The following is a 16,642-nucleotide window of genomic DNA, read 5'->3' on the forward strand; positions in this document are numbered from 1 at the left end:
ATGTCATCTCACCAGCTCTTCGTCCGCCGGGCCCGATCCGGATGCGGTCGTGGCCGGAAAAAGAAATCGCGTCGAAGGCGCATCCAGCCGTCGCGGAGCCGGCGTAACCCGTTCTGCAAGCCAGGCCTGACGAATCAGCACCAATCACCAGGAGGCAGACATGCAGCTCTCGTACTTCCGTCGGGTCGCCGCGGGCGGCGCCGTCGCCGCGCTGGCCTTCGCCGGCGTCGCCGCGTTCACCGCCAGCCCCGCGTACGCCGCCACCTCGAAGGTCTCGGTCGTGCACGGCATCCCGGACACCCCGGTCGACGTCTACGTCAACGGCAAGAAGACGCTCAACAACTTCAAGCCCGGTGACGTGGCCGGCCCGCTGAACCTGGCCGAGGGCGAGTACGACATCGCCCTCACCAAGCCGGGCGAGCCGATCGGCAGCGCGATCCTCAAGGTCGACAACGCCGAGGTGCCGGGCGGGGCGAACATCAGCCTCGCCGCGCACCTCGACGCCGCCGGCAAGCCGAAGATCACGCCGTTCGTGAACGACGTCTCGAAGGTCGACGCTGGCAAGGCCCGGCTGATCGTCCGGCACACCGCCGCCGCCCCGGCGGTCGACGTGCGTGCCGGTGGCACCCCGGTCTTCAAGGGCCTGACCAACCCGAAGGAGGCCAAGGGCGACGTCGACGCCGGCACGGTGAAGGCGGACGTGGTGCTGGCCGGCACCGACACCGTGGCCATCGGCCCGGCGGACCTCAACCTCAAGGAGGGCACCGCGACGATCGTCTACGCGATCGGCTCCGCCGAGGACAAGACCCTCGACGTGGTGGCCCAGACGATCACCGGCCTGCACTCCGCCCCGGGTGGCGTGCCGAGCGGTGACGGCGGCCAGGCGGGCACCGGCGTGCAGACCTGGTGGTACGCGCTGACCGGTGCCGGCGTACTCCTGCTGCTTGGTGGTGGGGTGCGGATGGCGACCGCGCGGACCGGTCGCAAGTGACGGTGCGCAACCGCGGCGCGCTGGCGGCCCTGGCCGCCGGCGTTGCCGCGCTCACCGTCGCCACCCTGGTGGCGTGCAACTCCCAGCCGGCCGAGAACGTCGGCGCCGAGGAGGCGAGCACGCTGGCCGCCAGCGCGACCCCCTCGGCCGTCGGCGGCGACCCGTCGGTGCCGGTGACCGCCGGCGAGCTGCCCGCCGGCGCCGGGGTCGTCCCTCCGGTCCGGCTGGTGATCCCCGGGATCGACGTCACCGCCACGGTCAACGCGGTCGGCATCAACAAGCGGACCAACGAGTTCGAGGTGCCGCCCAGCGTCGATCAGATCGGCTGGTACCGCTACGGCCCCGGCCTTGAGGCGGGCGCCGGTTCGGTGGTCATCGCCGGTCACGTGGACAGCGCCAAGCAGGGCCGGGGGGCGTTCTTCCGGCTGCGCGAGCTGGACCAGGGCGACACCCTGACCGCGACCGGCAGCGACGGCAAGGCGCGAAAGTACCGGGTCGTCGCCCGGGAGGAGTACGCCAAGACCAAGATCCCGCTGGAGCGGTACTTCGCCCGCGACGGCAAGCCGCGACTGACGCTGATCACCTGCGGCGGGCCGTTCGACGCCAAGGCCCGCAAGTACCGCGACAACATCGTCGTCACGGCGGTGCCCGCCTGACCGGGCGGTCGCGACGTGCCGGGGTGGGGGAATCCCACCCCGGCACCGTCGCATGGAGCCCACTCCGCCCTCCGGCCCCCGACAACTCGGCCGTACGCTGAACGGTGATGGCTTACCTGGATCACGCGGCGACGACTCCGATGCTCGACGAGGCACTGGAGGCGTACGTCGCTACCGCCCGCGAGGTCGGCAACGCGTCCTCCCTGCACGCGGCGGGTCGTCGTGCCCGTCGTCGGGTCGAGGAGTCGCGCGAGCGGGTGGCTGCGGTACTGGGCGCCCGGCCGTCCGAGGTGATCTTCACCGGTGGGGGCACGGAGAGCGACAACCTCGCGGTCAAGGGCATCTTCTGGGCCCGCCGGGGCGCCGGCCCCGACCGCCGACGGGTGATCTCCAGCGCGGTCGAGCACCACGCCGTGCTGGACTCGGTCGACTGGCTGGTCGAGCACGAGAGAGCCGAGGTCGGCTGGCTGCCGGTGGACTCCACGGGCCGTCTCGACCCGGAGGACCTGCGTGCCGAGCTGACCGCGTACGCCGACCGGGTGGCCCTGGTCACCGCCATGTGGGCCAACAACGAGGTCGGCACCGTGCAGCCGGTGGCTGAGCTGGCCGCCGTCGCCGCCGAGTACGGCGTGCCCTTCCACACCGACGCCATCCAGGCCGTCGGCCAGGTGCCCGTCGACTTCGCCGCCAGCGGGGCCGCTGCGCTGACCGTCACCGGGCACAAGCTGGGCGGCCCGATCGGGGTGGGCGCGCTGCTGCTCGGCCGGGACGTGGCGGCCGTCCCGCTGCTGCACGGCGGCGGCCAGGAACGCGACGTCCGTTCCGGCACGCTGGACACCGCCGGCATCGTCGCCTTCGCGGTGGCCGTCGAGACCGCCGTGAAGGGTCAGCAGGAGTACGCGGCCCGGGTGGCCGCCCTCCGCGACGATCTGATCGAGCGGGTCCGCCGGGCGGTGCCCGAGGTGATCTACAACGGTGATCCGACCGACCGGCTGCCCGGCAACGCGCACTTCTCCTTCCCGGGCTGCGAGGGCGACGCCCTGCTGCTCCTGCTGGACGCCCAGGGCATCGCCTGCTCGACGGGTTCGGCCTGCTCGGCGGGGGTGGCCCAGCCCTCGCACGTGCTGCTGGCGATGGGCGCCGACGACGACCGCGCCCGTTCCTCGCTGCGTTTCACCCTCGGCCACACCAGCACCCAGGCCGACGTGGACGCCCTCGTCGCGGCCCTACCAGCAGCGGTGCAACGGGCCCGCCGAGCCGCCGCCCCCCGCACCCCCCGCTAACCCACCCCCCACCCTCCCGGCCGGCCCCCGCCCCACCCCGTCGATCATGAAGTTATTGCCGACCGCATCGGCGTGTCGTGGCAATAACTTCATGATCGACGCGGTGCTCCGACCGGGTCGCCCCGTTTGGTGCCGGAGTGGGGTGGGGGCTAGGCCGGGCAGGTGGATAGGGTTGGTGGGGAAGGGAGTCTGCTGGTGAGGGTGTTGGCGGCGATGTCGGGCGGGGTGGACTCGGCCGTGGCGGCGGCACGGGCGGTGGCGGCCGGGCATGACGTGACAGGCGTGCACCTGGCGCTGGCCCGAAACCCGCAGACGTACCGGACCGGGGCGCGCGGCTGCTGCACCCTGGAGGACTCCCGGGACGCCCGCCGGGCCGCCGACGTGATCGGCATCCCGTTCTACGTGTGGGACATGGCCGACCGTTTCCACGAGGACGTGGTCGACGACTTCGTGGCCGAGTACGCCGCGGGTCGTACGCCGAATCCGTGCCTGCGCTGCAACGAGAAGATCAAGTTCGCGGCGGTGCTGGACCGGGCGGTGGCCCTGGGCTTCGACGCGGTGGTCACCGGCCACCACGCCCGGCTCGGCCCGGACGGGCTGCTGCGCCGCAGCGTCGACGTGGCCAAGGACCAGTCGTACGTGCTGGCGGTCCTCACCCGCGAGCAGCTGGACCGGTCAATGTTCCCGCTCGGCGACTCGACGAAGGCGCAGGTCCGCGCGGAGGCCGCCGAGCGTGGCCTGGCGGTGGCCGACAAGCCGGACTCCCACGACATCTGCTTCATCGCCGACGGCGACACCCGCGGCTTCCTCGCCGGCCGGCTCGGCGAGGCGCCCGGCGACGTCGTCGACGCGAGCACCGGCGCGGTGGTCGGCAGTCACACCGGCGCGTACGCCTACACGGTGGGGCAGCGTCGCGGTCTGCACCTGGACCGACCCGCCCCCGACGGTCGGCCGCGCTACGTGCTCTCCATCACGCCCAAGACCAACACGGTGACGGTCGGTCCGGCCGAGGCGCTGGAGGTGTCGACGGTGCGGGCCACCCGCCCGGTGTGGACCGGTGGCCCCCGTCCGGCCGCGCCGGTCGAGTGCGAGGTGCAGTTGCGCGCGCACGGTGACGTGGTGCCGGCGACCGTCGACCTCGACCTCGACGGCGACACGCTGCACGCCGAGCTGCGTCGGCCGGTCCGTGGTGTGGCCGCCGGTCAGGCCGTGGTGGCGTACCGGCCGGACCCGGCCGGCGACATCGTCCTCGGCTCCGCGACCATCACCGGCTGACCGGGCGATCTGCGCGTGGTCGCCGAGCGGCCGGCGCGTCCAGCGGGATAGCCTTCGGCCGTGACAGATCAGGCGTGGCCCTGGCCGGCCGGCGCGGCGACCGGTATCGGCTCGCTGCCCGGCACCGACATCGCCGAGGCCCAGCGGGTCGTCCTCGGTGAGCTTCCCGAGCTGCCGCACCTGCCCGAGCTGCCGGCACGCGGCCCCGGGGCCGACCTGATCGGCCGCAGCGCCGGGCTGCTGGTGGAGCTGCCCGTCGAGCTGTACGCCGGGCGTTGGCGGGTCGCCCCCCGCCCCGGCCGTGACCTGCGGCGGGCCCGGGACCTGATGGAACGCGACCTGGACCAGCTCGCCGAGCAGGCCGAGGGGTACGCCGGCCCGATCAAGGTGCAGGCCGCTGGCCCCCTCACCCTGGCCGCTTCGCTGGAACTGCCGATCGGCGGCCGGCTGCTGCGTGACCCCGGCGCGGTCCTCGACCTCACCGGCTCCCTCGCCGAAGGGCTGCGCGGGCACGTCGCGGCGGTCGCCCGGCGGCTGCCCGGGGCCTCGGTCCTGCTGCAACTCGACGAGCCGTCGCTGCCGACCGTGCTGGCCGGGCGGGTGCCCACCGAGAGCGGGCTGGGCGCGTACCGGGCGGTGGAGTCCGCGGACGCGGCCGCTCTGCTGCGTACGGTCGTCGACGCGGTGGGCGTACCCACTGTGGTGCACTGCTGCGCCCCGCAGGTGCCGCTGGAGCTGATCCGTTCCACCGGCGCCGTCGCGGTCGCCCTCGACCTCGACCTGGTCACCGACCTGGACCCGCTGGGCGAGGCCATCGACGCGGGCCTCGGGCTGCTGGCCGGCGCCGCGCCGACCCGGCAGCCGTCGGCCGGTGGCGCACCGACCTCCGCGCAGATCGCCGATCGGGTACGCCAGATCTGGGACCGCCTCGGCTTTCCCCGTCGGCAGCTCGCCGAGCAGGTGGTCGTCACCCCGGCGTGCGGCCTGGCCGGAGCCACTCCCCAGTACGCCCGGGCGGTGCTCGCGGCCTGCCGGGACGCCGGTCGCCGGTTCACCGAGGAGTGACGTTTTTCTGTCGTACCCGGTGGGCAGGATGATGGTCATGATTGGACAGCTACGTTCAGTGGTGATCGACTGCCCCGATCCGCGGGCGCTGGCCGCGTTCTACTCCGAGCTGCTCGGCATCCCCCTGGTCGAGGGTGAGGGCGAGCCCGATGACGAGTGGGTGGTGCTGGGCGGCCCGCCCGGGCACCAGCCCCGCCTGGCGTTCCAGCGGGCGCTCAACCTGCGTCCGCCGGCCTGGCCGGACCCGGAGCGTCCGCAGCAGTTCCACCTGGACGTGACGGTGGACGACATCGACAGCGCGGAGAAGGCGGCGCTCGCGCTCGGTGCCCGGCGGCTGCCCGGCGAGGGCGAGGGTTTCCGGGTCTACGCCGACCCGGCCGGCCACCCGTTCTGCCTCTGCTGGGACTGAGCATGGCGTGGGTTGCGGCGGCCCGGCATCATGGCCGCCGTGATCCACTCCTCTCCGCTGCGCGCCTCCGGTTCGCTCTTCGGCCTCGCCTACGGTGACGCCCTGGGCAAGCCCACCGAGTTCCTGACCGTCGCCGAGATCCAGCGCCGCTACGGCCCGACCGGCCCGCGTGAGCTGACCGGCGAGCCGGCGCTGGTCACGGACGACACCCAGATGGCGCTGGCGGTGGGCTGGGCGCTGCACGAGGCGCCGTCGCTGACCCCGGAGGTGGTGGAGCCGCTGCTGCGACGGCGTTTCGTGGCCTGGTCGGTCAGCCCGGACAACAACCGCGCCCCCGGGATGACCTGCCTGCGCGCCTGCGCCGACCTGGCCCGAGGGCTGCCCTGGCAGGAGGCGACGATCGCCGACTCGAAGGGCTGCGGCGCCAACATGCGCGTGACGCCGGTGGGGTTGCTGGACGCCGACCTCGACACCCTGGCCGGGCTGGCCCAGTTGCAGGCCGGACTGACCCACGGCCACCCGACCGGGTTGGCCGCCAGCGAACTCACCGCGTACGCGGTCTTCGCCGTGCGTGGGGGCGTCCCGCTGGCGGAGCTTCCCGCGATCCTCACCGAGCGGGCGCGGTCCCAGCACCGCGTCTACCGCCGCGAGTGGCTGGGCGATCTCTGGCAGCGCCCGGGGGTCGACACGCCGGAGGAGTTCATCGCCCGCGGCTGGGACGAATGCCTGGTGGCGCTGCGCCGGCTGACCGTCGCCCTCGGCGAGCCGGACGACGGCGGCGACCCGTGCCGGGCCACGGGGGAGGGCTGGGTGGCCGAGGAGGCGCTGGCCACCGCTCTGTTCTGCGCCGTGCGCCACGCCGACGACCCGGTCGCGGCGCTGGCCCGGGGCGCGACCACCGCCGGCGACTCCGACTCGATCGCCGCCCTGGCCGGCGCCTTCGTGGGCGCGGCCACCGGGATGGCGGCCTGGCCGCCTGGCTGGGCCGACCGCATCGAGTACGCCGACCAGCTCGCCACCCTCGGCGCAGCCTGGGACTGACCGGCCGGGCGTGGCCTGGCCTGGCGTGGCGTGGCGTGGCGTGGCCTGGCATGGCGTGGCCTGGCATGGCATGGCGTGGCCTGGCCCGGCGTGGCCTGGCGCGGCGTGGCCTGGCGTGGCGTGGCGTGGCGTGGCGTGGCCTGGGCTGGCGTGGCCTGGTCTGGCGTGGCGTGGCGTGGCCGGGCCCGGTCCAGCCTGCCAGCATGGCCCGGCCTGTCTGCGGTGATCGACTCGGGTTCCTGGAAGGCGGGGTGTTGCGGCGGCTCGGACACCCCGGATTCCTGGAACCCGAGTGGATCATGGCCGGGGGCCGGGGGCCGGGGGCCGGGGGCCGGGGGCCGGGGGCCGGGGTGGCCTGTGGCCTGTGGGCGGGTGTCAGCTGGTGGGCAGGTGGCGCAGGCTGCGGACCTTCCGCCACAGGTCGGCGTCACAGCGGCCGGCGCGGTCGGCGAAGTCGGCCGAGCTGATCCGGATCGGCTCGGTCAGGCTCAGGTAGCTGTCGTGCTCGGCGCCGGGGTCCCAGTCCCGGGTGGGAATCCGGACGTGGTCGTCGCGGTCGCTCTTGTCCTGACTGGTGATCTTCAGGACGTCGGCGCCCCGGGAGTCGGCGCGCAGCACCAGGCAGGGCCGCACCTTCGAGCCGCTGCCGTCGACGTACGGCACGTCGGCCCACCAGATCTCGCCGGCAGCCGGAGTGCCGGCCGCCCGATCGGTGTCGCGGGAGCGCGGCCTGGTGGCCGGTCGGTCGGTGCCGCGTGGCCGCGGCGGGGCGGGACGACGACCACCCGCGCGGGTCGGTGCGCCGCGACCAGGTCGGTCGGCCGAGCGTCGGCTGTTCGCCCGGTGCCGCCAGCTGTTCCACGCCCAGCCGGCGGCCACCGCCAGCAGGATCGCCGCCGCCCAGAGCAGCGCCTCGGTCATCGCCACCTCCGCGTCAGGGCGGCACGCCGGCCGCTTCGTTCGGCGATCCTCGCACGTCGCCGCCCCTGCCGCCCGACGACGACATCGCAACCCGACGACATCGCAGCCCGACGACATCCCAGCACGCAGCCGCACGGCCGCTCCCCGCGCGGCTGCGTCGACCGGTCGGCGGCCGGTACGGCGTGGGCGCTCCCGTGAGTTGGGCCGACGACCGGGCCCCTGCTCGGTGATCCACTCCAGATCGCCGGTGTGGGGGCATCCGGGTGCGCGGACACCCCCGTGTCGGCGACCTGGAGTCGATCAACGGCCCGCGAGTCCCGGCGTGCTCCCGGGCGACGCCGATCTGTTCGTTCGGCGGCCTTTGTGCCCGGGTCGGCAGCCTCTCCTCGGTGCCACCGACCGCGGGGTCGGCGAGTCCAGCGTTGGTTGCCACGTCATCGGCGTTCAGCGGCGTCGATCGTCGCCTCATCGCCGTCCGGGGCGACGCGCGGCACGGGAACGGGCTGCGTGGGGCGTCACCGGTGGCGCAGGTGGGCATCGGATTGTCACCCCGGACCGATACCGTGCCTTAGTAGCGTGATCAGGGAGGTCGCAGGCGTGTCCGAAGGTGGCGGGGTGTCCGAGGAGCAGATCGGTCAACAGGTCAGCCCGGCTCAGGAGGCGGCGGCCGGCGCGGAGCCGACGCCGCAGGCGCGGGAGCGGCACGCCACCCTCAGCCGTGAGCTGACCGAGCATCAATACCGCTACTACGTGCTCGACTCGCCGATCATCACCGACGCCGAGTTCGACAAGCAGTTGCGCGAGCTGGAGGCGTTGGAAGACGAGTTCCCGGCGCTGCGGACGCCGGATTCGCCGACCCAGCGGGTGGGTGGCACGTTCTCCACCGACTTCACCCCGGTCACGCACGCCGAGCGGATGCTCTCGCTCGACAACGCCTTCGCCGACGAGGAGTTGGCGGCCTGGGCCGAGCGGGTCGAGCGGGACGCGGGCGGGCCGGTGCCCTACCTCTGCGAGTTGAAGGTCGACGGTCTGGCGATCAACCTGACCTACGAGGCCGGCCGGCTGGTCCGGGCGGCCACCCGTGGTGACGGCCGCACCGGCGAGGACGTCACCGCCAACGTGCGCAGCATTCGGGACGTGCCCAGCCAGCTCGCGCCGTCCGCCGAGTTCCCGACGGTGCCCGAGCTGCTGGAGGTCCGGGGCGAGATCTACTTCCCGGTGGCCGCGTTCGCCGACCTCAACGCGAGCCTGGTCGAGCAGGGGCGGGCGCCATTCGCCAACCCGCGCAACGCCGCCGCCGGCAGCCTGCGGCAGAAGGACCCTCGGGTCACCGCCTCCCGACCGCTGCGTCTCGTCGTGCACGGCATCGGCGCCCGCCGAGGGTTTCAGCCCACCGCGCAGTCGGAGTCGTACTCCGCGCTGAAGGCGTGGGGGCTGCCGACGAGCGACCGGTGGCGGGTCGTCCCGGATCTGTCCGGCGTGGCGGAGTACATCGCCTACTACGCCGAGCACCGGCACGACGTCGAGCATGAGATCGACGGTGTGGTGGTCAAGGTCGACCCGGTCTCCATCCAGGGTCGCCTGGGCTCGACCAGCCGTGCCCCACGCTGGGCGATCGCCTTCAAGTACCCGCCGGAGGAGGTCACCACCAAGCTGCTCGACATCGACGTCAACGTGGGGCGCACGGGTCGGGTCACCCCGTTCGCCGTCCTCGAACCGGTGCGGGTGGCCGGCTCCACCGTCGCGCTCGCCACCCTGCACAACGCCCGCGAGGTCGAGCGCAAGGGTGTGCTGATCGGCGACACGGTGGTGGTGCGCAAGGCCGGCGACGTGATTCCCGAGGTGCTCGGCCCGGTGGTCGACCTGCGGCCCGCCGACGCCCGCCCGTTCGTCATGCCGACCACCTGCCCGGCCTGCGGCACCCCGCTCGCGCCGTCCAAGGAGGGCGACGTCGACATCCGGTGCCCCAACACCCGCAGTTGCCCGGCCCAGCTCCGCGAGCGGGTGTTCCACCTCGCCGGTCGTGGCGCGTTCGACATCGAGGTGCTGGGCTACAAGGGCGCGGCGGCACTGCTGGACGCGGAGATCATCGCCGACGAGGGTGACCTCTTCCAGCTCGACGCCGAGCAGCTGTCCCGGTCACCGTTCTTCGTCAACAAGGACGGCAGCCTCGGCAGCAACGCGGTCAAGCTGCTCGACAATCTGGCCGTCGCCCGGGAACGTGACCTGTGGCGGGTGCTGGTGGCGCTCTCCATCCGGCACGTCGGCCCCACCGCCGCCCAGGCGCTGGCCCGGCACTTCCGCTCGATGGAGGCCATCGACGCCGCCAGCGAGGAGGAGCTGTCCTCGGTCGACGGGGTCGGGCCGACCATCGCAGCCAGCATCCGGGAGTGGTTCGCCGTGGACTGGCACCGCGAGGTGGTCCGCAAGTGGGCCGAGGCGGGCGTACGGATGGCCGAGGAGGCCGTCGACGAGGGCCCGCGCCCGCTGGAGGGGTTGACCGTCGTGGTGACCGGCACCCTCGCCGGCTTCTCGCGGGACCAGGCCGCCGAGGCCGTGCAGACCAGGGGCGGCAAGGTCAGCGGGTCGGTCTCCAAGAAGACGAGCTTCGTCGTCGTGGGGGACAACCCGGGCTCCAAGGCCGACAAGGCGGCCAGCCTCAAGGTGCCGGTGCTCGACGAGGACGGGTTCCGGGTGCTGTTGGAGGCAGGTCCGGACGCCGCACGGGACGTCGCCCGGGTGGAGGACTGACCGCGGCGGCGTGCCGACGTGGCGGCCCGTCGCGTATACCAACTTAATTACGACTACGACCGATTCGTGACTGTCATACCGGGAAACCTGGGGCTGAGGGCGTTTCATTGGGTCACGGCGTGCTCATCGGCACGTCGACCGTTCCTCGGGAGGTGTGATGGAGGTCGCCGACCCGCGCAACTCCGTCCCACCTGGGCGGGTGACGCCGTTCACCGCCTTCGTCGTCGGCATCCTGGTGGTCGCGGCGCTGACCGCCACGGGTCCACTCACGACGCTCCCCGACGAGCTGCCCCGCCTGCCGGTGGCGTTCTGGACGATGGCCGCCCTCGCGGTGGTCTGCGACGCGCGCCCGTTCGTCCCGCCGGGGCGACGGCAGACCTCGGCGGTCTTCCCGTCCACCTGTTTCACCTTCGCGATCCTGCTCGGTTGGGGGCTCGGCCCGGCGGTGGCGGTGCAGGCCGTCGGGGTGATCGTCTCGGGTTGGCGGATGCGCCACGCCGCCTGGCGGACCGCGTTCAACGTCGGCCAGTACGCCTGCGCCCTCGCCGCCGCGTACGGCGTCATCCAACTCGGGCCGGGCGCCGTCTTCGACGGCGGTCGCCTGCACGCCACCGACGTGGCCGCGGTCGGCGGGGCGACGCTGGCCTGGTTCGTCGTGAACTACGGCCTGGTGAGCTGGGCGGTGCGGCTGCGCTTCGGCGGCCGCTGGTGGCCCACCGTCCGCCAGGGCGTCGGTTTCGAACTGCTCTCCACCGGCTCGCTGCTGCTGCTCGCTCCGGTGCTGGTCGCCGCCGCCCGTCTCAGCGCGGCGCTGATCCCGCTGGTGCTGGTACCGCTCTTCGCCGTCTACCGGATGGCCCGGCTGACCGTCGAGCAGCAGCACCTCGCCGCCGCCGACCCGCTGACCGGGTTGCCCAACCGCAAGGCTCTGCTGGCCGAGGTGGCGGAGCAGGTGCACCTGCACGCCGAGCGGACCGCCCGCGACGAGCCCGGCGGGCACCTGGCGCTGCTGCTCATCGACCTGGACCGCTTCAAGAACGTCAACGACGCGCTCGGGCACGCGGTGGGCGACCGGCTGCTGGTCGAGGTCAGCGCACGGCTCACCGACGTGGAGCCTCGGCCCCAGATGATCGCCCGGCTGGGTGGGGACGAGTTCGCCATCGTGATGACCGGGCTGACCGACGTCAGCCAGGCGCGTGAGCTGGCCGACCGGGTGGTCGGGGTGTTGGCCGAGCCGGTGCCGTTGGACGGGCTGCCGTTGGACGTCGGCGGCTCCATCGGGATCGCCCTCTTTCCGGAGCACGGCGAGGACTTCGCCACCCTGATGCGGCACGCCGACGTGGCGATGTACGACGCCAAGCACCGCAACGACACGGTCGCCGTGTACGCCCCGGAGTCGGACCACAACTCGGCCGAGCGTCTCGGTCTCCTCGCCGACCTCCGCCGGGTGCTGGAATCCGGCCCGTCGGCCGCCGAGCCGGGTGAGCCCGAGCGGACGGCAGACGTACCCCTCGCCGTGGAGGCCGAGGTGCGCGGCGGTGACGGTGCGGCGCTGCCCACTCCGGCGGCGGCCACGGCCACGCCGCATCCGGGCGGTGCGCCGGTGATCGCGCCGGCGTCGTCGGCGGGCGGGCGGTGGTGGGGCCGCCGGCGGCGGGCCGGCGCCGAGCTGGTGGACGCCGATGAGCTGATCAACCGGATCGCCACCGGCGCCGACCCGATCCGGGGCCGCAACAGCCGCGCGACGATCCCCGGCACCCGTTCCGGCCCGTTGCGGGACCGGCATGCCGGCGGCCACGGACGGCGGTCGCCGAACGGCGGTGCGGTGTCGCCGCCGGGCAGGGACCGTCCGGGGCGCGACGGCGGGTCGGTTCCCGAGGCCCAGGCGATCGAGTCGACCGGGTGGGTACGCGACGGCGGCGAGCCGGCCGACGACGCCGGTGAGATCACCATGTATTACCAACCGCAGATCGCCATCGCGACCGGCGAGGTCGTCGGCGTCGAGGCCCTGCTGCGCTGGCGGCACCCGCGCCGGGGCATGGTCGACCCGGAGGAGTTGATCCGGGTCGCCGAGCAGAGCGCGGTGATGCGGCTGCTCACCCGGCGAGTGGTGGACGACGTGGTGGAGCAGCTCGCCAAGTGGTCGGCGGCCGGCATCGGGCTGCGGGCGGCGCTGAACGTCAGCGTGCGCGATCTGCACACCGGCGAGATCGCCGACCAGATCGCCGACCGGCTGGCCCGCTACGGGGTGCCGGCCGAGCGGCTGCAGCTGGAGATCACCGAGGGCGCCCTGATGGCCGATCCGCGCCGGGTGTTGGCCACCATCTCCCGGCTGCACCGCATCGGGGTGGCGATCGCGCTGGACGACTTCGGCACCGGCTACTCGTCCCTGCAACATCTGCGCCGGCTTCCGCTGTCCGAGGTGAAGGTGGACCGGTCGTTCGTGCTCGGCATGGCCGAGGACGCCGACGACGCGGCGATCGTCCGGTCGATGATCGAGTTGGCGGGCGCGCTGGGGCTGCGGGTGGTCGCCGAGGGCGTGGAGGACGAGCGGACCTGGCGGATGTTGTACGCGGCCGGCTGCGACGCCGCCCAGGGCTGGTTCTACGCCCGTCCGATGCCCGCCGAGGAGCTGGTCACCTGGCTGGCCCGCTACCGGCCGGTCCGCCCGGCGGGTGGCCCGGAGCCGGAGGTCGGCCGCCGGTCGACCCGCTGACCCACCCGAGCAGCCGGCGGAGGGGGCGGAACAATAGACTCGCTCCGGTCACCGCGCGTCACGCCGCACGCGTCGCGCGGCCGGCACACCGCCCGACCAGCAGGACATCAGAAGGGGGCACGGATGGCCGCCATCTCCCGCGAGGAGGTCGCGCACCTGGCGCGCCTGTCGCGGCTCGCCGTCACCGAGGAGGAGCTGGACACCTTCGCCGGCCAGCTCGACGTGATCCTCCAGGCGGTCGCCCAGGTCGGCGAGGTCACCGCCGCGGACATCCCGCCGACCTCGCACTCGGTGCCGCTGACCAACATCTTCCGCGAGGACGTCGTCACGCCGTGCCTGACCCCGCAGGAGGCGCTGTCGGGCGCGCCGGACGCCGAGGACCAGCGGTTCCGCGTGCCGCGGATCCTGACCGAGGACGTGGCCTCATGAGCGGACGTGCACGGGCGACTGGCGTCGCGAAGCGGAGCGGAGTGACGGCATGAGCGATCTGACCAGAATGACCGCGACGGAGATCGCCGCGCTTGTCGCCGGCGGCGAGACCTCCGCCGTCGAGGTGACCCGGGCACACCTGGACCGGATCGCCGCGGTCGACGAGCAGGTGCACGCCTTCCTGCACGTCGACACCGACGGCGCGCTCGCCGCGGCCCGCGCGGTGGACGAGCGCCGGGCCGCCGGCGAGGAGTTGGGCCCCCTCGCGGGGGTGCCGGTCGCGGTGAAGGACGTGCTCGCCACCCGTGGCGTGCCGACCACCGTCGGCTCGAAGATCCTGAAGGGCTGGCGCCCGCCGTACGACGCGACGATCGTGCAGCGGTTGCGCGAGGCCGGCACGGTGATGCTCGGCAAGACGAACATGGACGAGTTCGCCATGGGCTCCTCCACGGAATATTCGGCGTACGGCCCGACGCACAACCCGTGGGACCTGAGCCGGATCCCGGGCGGCTCGGGCGGTGGCAGCGCCGCCGCGCTGGCCGCGTACGAGGCGCCGCTGGCGATCGGCTCGGACACCGGCGGCTCGATCCGCCAGCCCGGCGCGGTCACCGGCACCGTGGGCGCGAAGCCCACCTACGGCGGCACCTCCCGCTACGGGCTGGTCGCCTTCTCGTCGTCGCTGGACACGCCCGGCCCGTGCGCCCGTACGGTGCTCGACGCGGCCCTGCTGCACCAGGTGATCGCCGGGCACGACCCGCGTGACTCCACCTCGATCCCGCAGCCGGTGCCGGACGTGGTGGCGGCGGCGAAGCTCGGCGCGACCGGCGACCTGACCGGCGTGCGGCTCGGCATCGTCAGCGAATTCGTCGGCGAGGGCGCCGAGCCGGGCGTGATGGCCGCGTTCCGCGAGTCGGTGGACGCGCTGACCAAGATGGGCGCCGAGGTCGTCGAGATGTCCTGCCCGACGTTCGCGTACGCGCTGCCGGCGTACTACCTGATCGCCCCGAGCGAGTGCTCCTCCAACCTGGCCCGGTTCGACGGCGTCCGGTTCGGCCTGCGGGTCGGCGACGACGGCAACCGGTCGCTGGAGGAGGTCATGTCGCTGACCCGGGAGGCCGGTTTCGGCCCCGAGGTCAAGCGCCGCATCATGGTCGGCACGTACGCGTTGTCGTCGGGTTACTACGACGCGTACTACGGGCAGGCGCAGAAGGTCCGGACGCTGATCACGCGCGACTTCACTGCCGCGTTCGATCGGGTCGACGCGCTGATCTCGCCGACCACCCCGTTCACGGCCTTCCCGATCGGCGCCCGCACCGCCGACCCGTACCAGATGTACCTGGCCGACCTGTTCACCATCCCGACCAACCTGTACGGCGGGCCGGGCATCTCGGTGCCCTGCGGCCTCTCCGAGGGGCTGCCCGTCGGCCTGCAGGTGATGGCCCCGACGATGGCCGACGACCGGATGTACCGGGTCGCCGCCGCGCTGGAGTCCGCGGTCGGCACGTTCACCCCACCGGCACTGTGAGGCAGGAGCCCAGATGACGACGACGCTTCCCGCGTACGACGAGGTCGTCGCACGCTACGAACCGGTGATCGGCCTGGAGACCCACGTCGAGCTGGGCACGAACACCAAGATGTTCTGCGGCTGCCCGACGGACTTCGGCGGCGAGCCGAACACCCGGGTCTGCCCGGTGTGCCTGGGGCTGCCCGGCTCGCTGCCGGTGGCCAACAAGGCGGCCATCGAGGCGATCATCCGGATCGGCCTGGCGTTGAACTGCTCCATCGCGCAGTGGTGCCGGTTCGCCCGGAAGAACTACTTCTACCCGGACATGCCGAAGAACTTCCAGATCAGCCAGTACGACGAGCCGATCTGCGTCGACGGCTACCTGGACGTCGAGGTGGGCGGCGAGACGGTGCGCATCGAGATCGAGCGGGTGCACCTGGAGGAGGACACCGGCAAGACGCTGCACGTCGGTGGCGCGACCGGCCGCATCCACGGTGCGACCGAGTCGCTTGTCGACTACAACCGGGCCGGCATTCCGCTCGTCGAGATCGTCACCAAGCCGATCCCGGGCACCGGCGCGCTCGCCCCCGAGGTGGCCAAGGCGTACGTCACCGAGCTGCGCGACGTGATCCGCACGCTCGGGGTCTCGGACGTGCGGATGGAGGAGGGTTCGCTGCGCTGTGACGTGAACACCTCGCTCAACCTGCCGGGTCAGGAGTGGGGCACCCGCACCGAGACCAAGAACGTCAACTCGCTGCGCTCGGTGGAGCGGGCGGTCCGCTCGGAGATGCTGCGGCAGGCGTCGGTGCTGGACGCGGGCGGCCGGATCACCCAGGAGACCCGGCACTTCCACGAGGACACCGGCGACACCACCCCGGGGCGCTCGAAGGAGACGGCCACCGACTACCGGTACTTCCCAGAGCCGGACCTGGTGCCGATCGCACCGGACCCGGCCTGGGTCGCCGAGCTGAAGGCCGCCCTGCCGGAGCTGCCCCGGGTGCACCGGCGTCGGCTTCAGCAGCAGTGGGGCCTGTCCGACCTTGACATGCAGTCGGTGCTCAACGCCGGCGCGGTCGAGCTGATCGAGGCCACCGTGGCCGCCGGCACCACCCCGGCGGCGGCCCGCAAGTGGTGGCTCGGCGAGCTGTCCCGGCGGGCCAACGAGAGCGGCGTGGAGCTGGCCGACATCGGCGCCACCCCCGCGCAGGTCGCTGAGCTGCAGGGCCTGGTCGACGCGGGCAAGCTCAACGACAAGATGGCCCGTACGGTGCTGGAGGGCGTGGTCGACGGTGAGGGCTCGCCCACCGAGATCATGACCAGCCGTGGCCTGGAGGTCGTCTCGGACACCGGCGCGCTCACCGCCGCCGTGGACGAGGCGATCGCCGCCAACCCCGGTATCGCCGACAAGATTCGCAGCGGCAAGGTCGCGGCGGCCGGCGCCCTCGTCGGCGCGGTCATGAAGACCACCCGTGGTCAGGCCGACGCGAAGACCGTCCGCGAACTGATCCTGGAGCGCCTCGGCGTCCAGGGCTGATCCGCCCGATCGAACACCGCTGGCGCGTGCTGCGCCAGCGGTGTTCGCTGTGCACGACCGCAACCCC

The 16,642-nt window shown here is 73.3% G+C and carries 13 protein-coding genes; 12 read left to right on the forward strand and 1 reads right to left on the reverse strand.

Annotated elements, in window-relative coordinates:
• Nucleotides 1-160 precede the first annotated feature (160 nt).
• The 7 genes from ACFYPR_RS08915 (at nt 161) to ACFYPR_RS08945 (ending at nt 6,720) form a co-directional block, all read left to right on the forward strand.
• The gene (locus tag ACFYPR_RS08915) at nt 161-991 is read left to right on the forward strand and encodes a DUF4397 domain-containing protein (protein ID WP_355066974.1); all 831 of its coding nucleotides are present in this window, start codon (nt 161-163) and stop codon (nt 989-991) included.
• The gene (locus tag ACFYPR_RS08920; protein ID WP_354863261.1) at nt 988-1,647 is read left to right on the forward strand and encodes a class F sortase; all 660 of its coding nucleotides are present in this window, start codon (nt 988-990) and stop codon (nt 1,645-1,647) included. Before ACFYPR_RS08915 ends, ACFYPR_RS08920 begins: the two co-directional genes overlap by 4 nt.
• Nucleotides 1,648-1,754: 107 nt before the next feature.
• Entirely contained in the window at nt 1,755-2,930 is a 1,176-nt protein-coding gene (locus tag ACFYPR_RS08925) for a cysteine desulfurase family protein (RefSeq protein ID WP_354863262.1), read from the forward strand.
• Between the two features lie 195 nt (nt 2,931-3,125).
• Nucleotides 3,126-4,205: a tRNA 2-thiouridine(34) synthase MnmA gene (gene mnmA, locus ACFYPR_RS08930; protein ID WP_355133257.1), complete on the forward strand. Its 1,080-nt coding sequence runs from the start codon at nt 3,126-3,128 to the stop codon at nt 4,203-4,205.
• 60 nt (nt 4,206-4,265) lie between these two features.
• Nucleotides 4,266-5,270, forward strand: coding sequence for a methionine synthase (locus tag ACFYPR_RS08935; RefSeq protein WP_354861223.1), 1,005 nt, complete (start codon nt 4,266-4,268; stop codon nt 5,268-5,270).
• A gap of 37 nt (nt 5,271-5,307) precedes the next feature.
• The gene (locus ACFYPR_RS08940; protein WP_354861225.1) at nt 5,308-5,679 is read left to right on the forward strand and encodes a VOC family protein; all 372 of its coding nucleotides are present in this window, start codon (nt 5,308-5,310) and stop codon (nt 5,677-5,679) included.
• Nucleotides 5,680-5,709: 30 nt separating this feature from the next.
• Nucleotides 5,710-6,720, forward strand: coding sequence for an ADP-ribosylglycohydrolase family protein (locus ACFYPR_RS08945; protein ID WP_354861227.1), 1,011 nt, complete (start codon nt 5,710-5,712; stop codon nt 6,718-6,720).
• Between the two features lie 375 nt (nt 6,721-7,095).
• On the opposite strand, the gene ACFYPR_RS08950 is transcribed toward ACFYPR_RS08945, so the two are convergent.
• Nucleotides 7,096-7,641 carry a type II toxin-antitoxin system PemK/MazF family toxin gene (locus tag ACFYPR_RS08950; protein WP_354861231.1) on the reverse strand — a complete coding sequence of 182 codons (546 nt, stop codon included), beginning with the start codon at nt 7,639-7,641 and terminating at the stop codon, nt 7,096-7,098.
• 615 nt (nt 7,642-8,256) lie between these two features.
• On the opposite strand from ACFYPR_RS08950, the gene ligA reads away from it, so the two are divergent.
• The 5 genes from ligA to gatB all read left to right on the forward strand — a co-directional run bounded on the left by ligA (nt 8,257) and on the right by gatB (nt 16,575).
• The gene (gene ligA, locus ACFYPR_RS08955) at nt 8,257-10,392 is read left to right on the forward strand and encodes an NAD-dependent DNA ligase LigA (protein ID WP_387259224.1); all 2,136 of its coding nucleotides are present in this window, start codon (nt 8,257-8,259) and stop codon (nt 10,390-10,392) included.
• Nucleotides 10,393-10,549: 157 nt separating this feature from the next.
• Nucleotides 10,550-13,108, forward strand: a complete 2,559-nt coding sequence (locus ACFYPR_RS08960) for a putative bifunctional diguanylate cyclase/phosphodiesterase (protein ID WP_387259226.1) — start codon at nt 10,550-10,552, stop codon at nt 13,106-13,108.
• Nucleotides 13,109-13,231: 123 nt separating this feature from the next.
• Nucleotides 13,232-13,537 (forward strand): Asp-tRNA(Asn)/Glu-tRNA(Gln) amidotransferase subunit GatC, encoded by a 306-nt coding sequence (gatC, locus tag ACFYPR_RS08965; RefSeq protein WP_354861239.1) that lies wholly within the window; start codon nt 13,232-13,234, stop codon nt 13,535-13,537.
• Between the two features lie 49 nt (nt 13,538-13,586).
• Nucleotides 13,587-15,062, forward strand: a complete 1,476-nt coding sequence (gatA, locus tag ACFYPR_RS08970) for an Asp-tRNA(Asn)/Glu-tRNA(Gln) amidotransferase subunit GatA (protein ID WP_387259229.1) — start codon at nt 13,587-13,589, stop codon at nt 15,060-15,062.
• A 13-nt stretch (nt 15,063-15,075) separates the two neighbouring features.
• A complete protein-coding gene (gene gatB / locus ACFYPR_RS08975; RefSeq protein ID WP_354861243.1) occupies nt 15,076-16,575 on the forward strand; it encodes an Asp-tRNA(Asn)/Glu-tRNA(Gln) amidotransferase subunit GatB in 1,500 nt (499 codons plus the stop codon).
• The last annotated feature ends 67 nt before the right edge of the window (nt 16,576-16,642 follow it).

The sequence above is a fragment of the Micromonospora sp. NPDC005254 genome (genome assembly GCF_042872525.1).
GTDB lineage: Bacteria > Actinomycetota > Actinomycetes > Mycobacteriales > Micromonosporaceae > Micromonospora.

What these genes read in the sequence shown, in the direction of transcription:
- gatC (WP_354861239.1), top strand. Translation starts at nt 13,232, where the DNA reads ATGGCCGCCATCTCCCGCGAGGAGGTCGCGCACCTGGCGCGCCTGTCG.
- ACFYPR_RS08945 (WP_354861227.1), top strand. Translation starts at nt 5,710, where the DNA reads ATGGCCGCCGTGATCCACTCCTCTCCGCTGCGCGCCTCCGGTTCGCTC.
- ACFYPR_RS08915 (WP_355066974.1), top strand. Translation starts at nt 161, where the DNA reads ATGCAGCTCTCGTACTTCCGTCGGGTCGCCGCGGGCGGCGCCGTCGCC.
- gatB (WP_354861243.1), top strand. Translation starts at nt 15,076, where the DNA reads ATGACGACGACGCTTCCCGCGTACGACGAGGTCGTCGCACGCTACGAA.
- gatA (WP_387259229.1), top strand. Translation starts at nt 13,587, where the DNA reads ATGAGCGATCTGACCAGAATGACCGCGACGGAGATCGCCGCGCTTGTC.
- ACFYPR_RS08960 (WP_387259226.1), top strand. Translation starts at nt 10,550, where the DNA reads ATGGAGGTCGCCGACCCGCGCAACTCCGTCCCACCTGGGCGGGTGACG.
- ACFYPR_RS08940 (WP_354861225.1), top strand. Translation starts at nt 5,308, where the DNA reads ATGATTGGACAGCTACGTTCAGTGGTGATCGACTGCCCCGATCCGCGG.
- ACFYPR_RS08950 (WP_354861231.1), bottom strand. Translation starts at nt 7,641, where the DNA reads ATGACCGAGGCGCTGCTCTGGGCGGCGGCGATCCTGCTGGCGGTGGCC.
- ACFYPR_RS08925 (WP_354863262.1), top strand. Translation starts at nt 1,755, where the DNA reads ATGGCTTACCTGGATCACGCGGCGACGACTCCGATGCTCGACGAGGCA.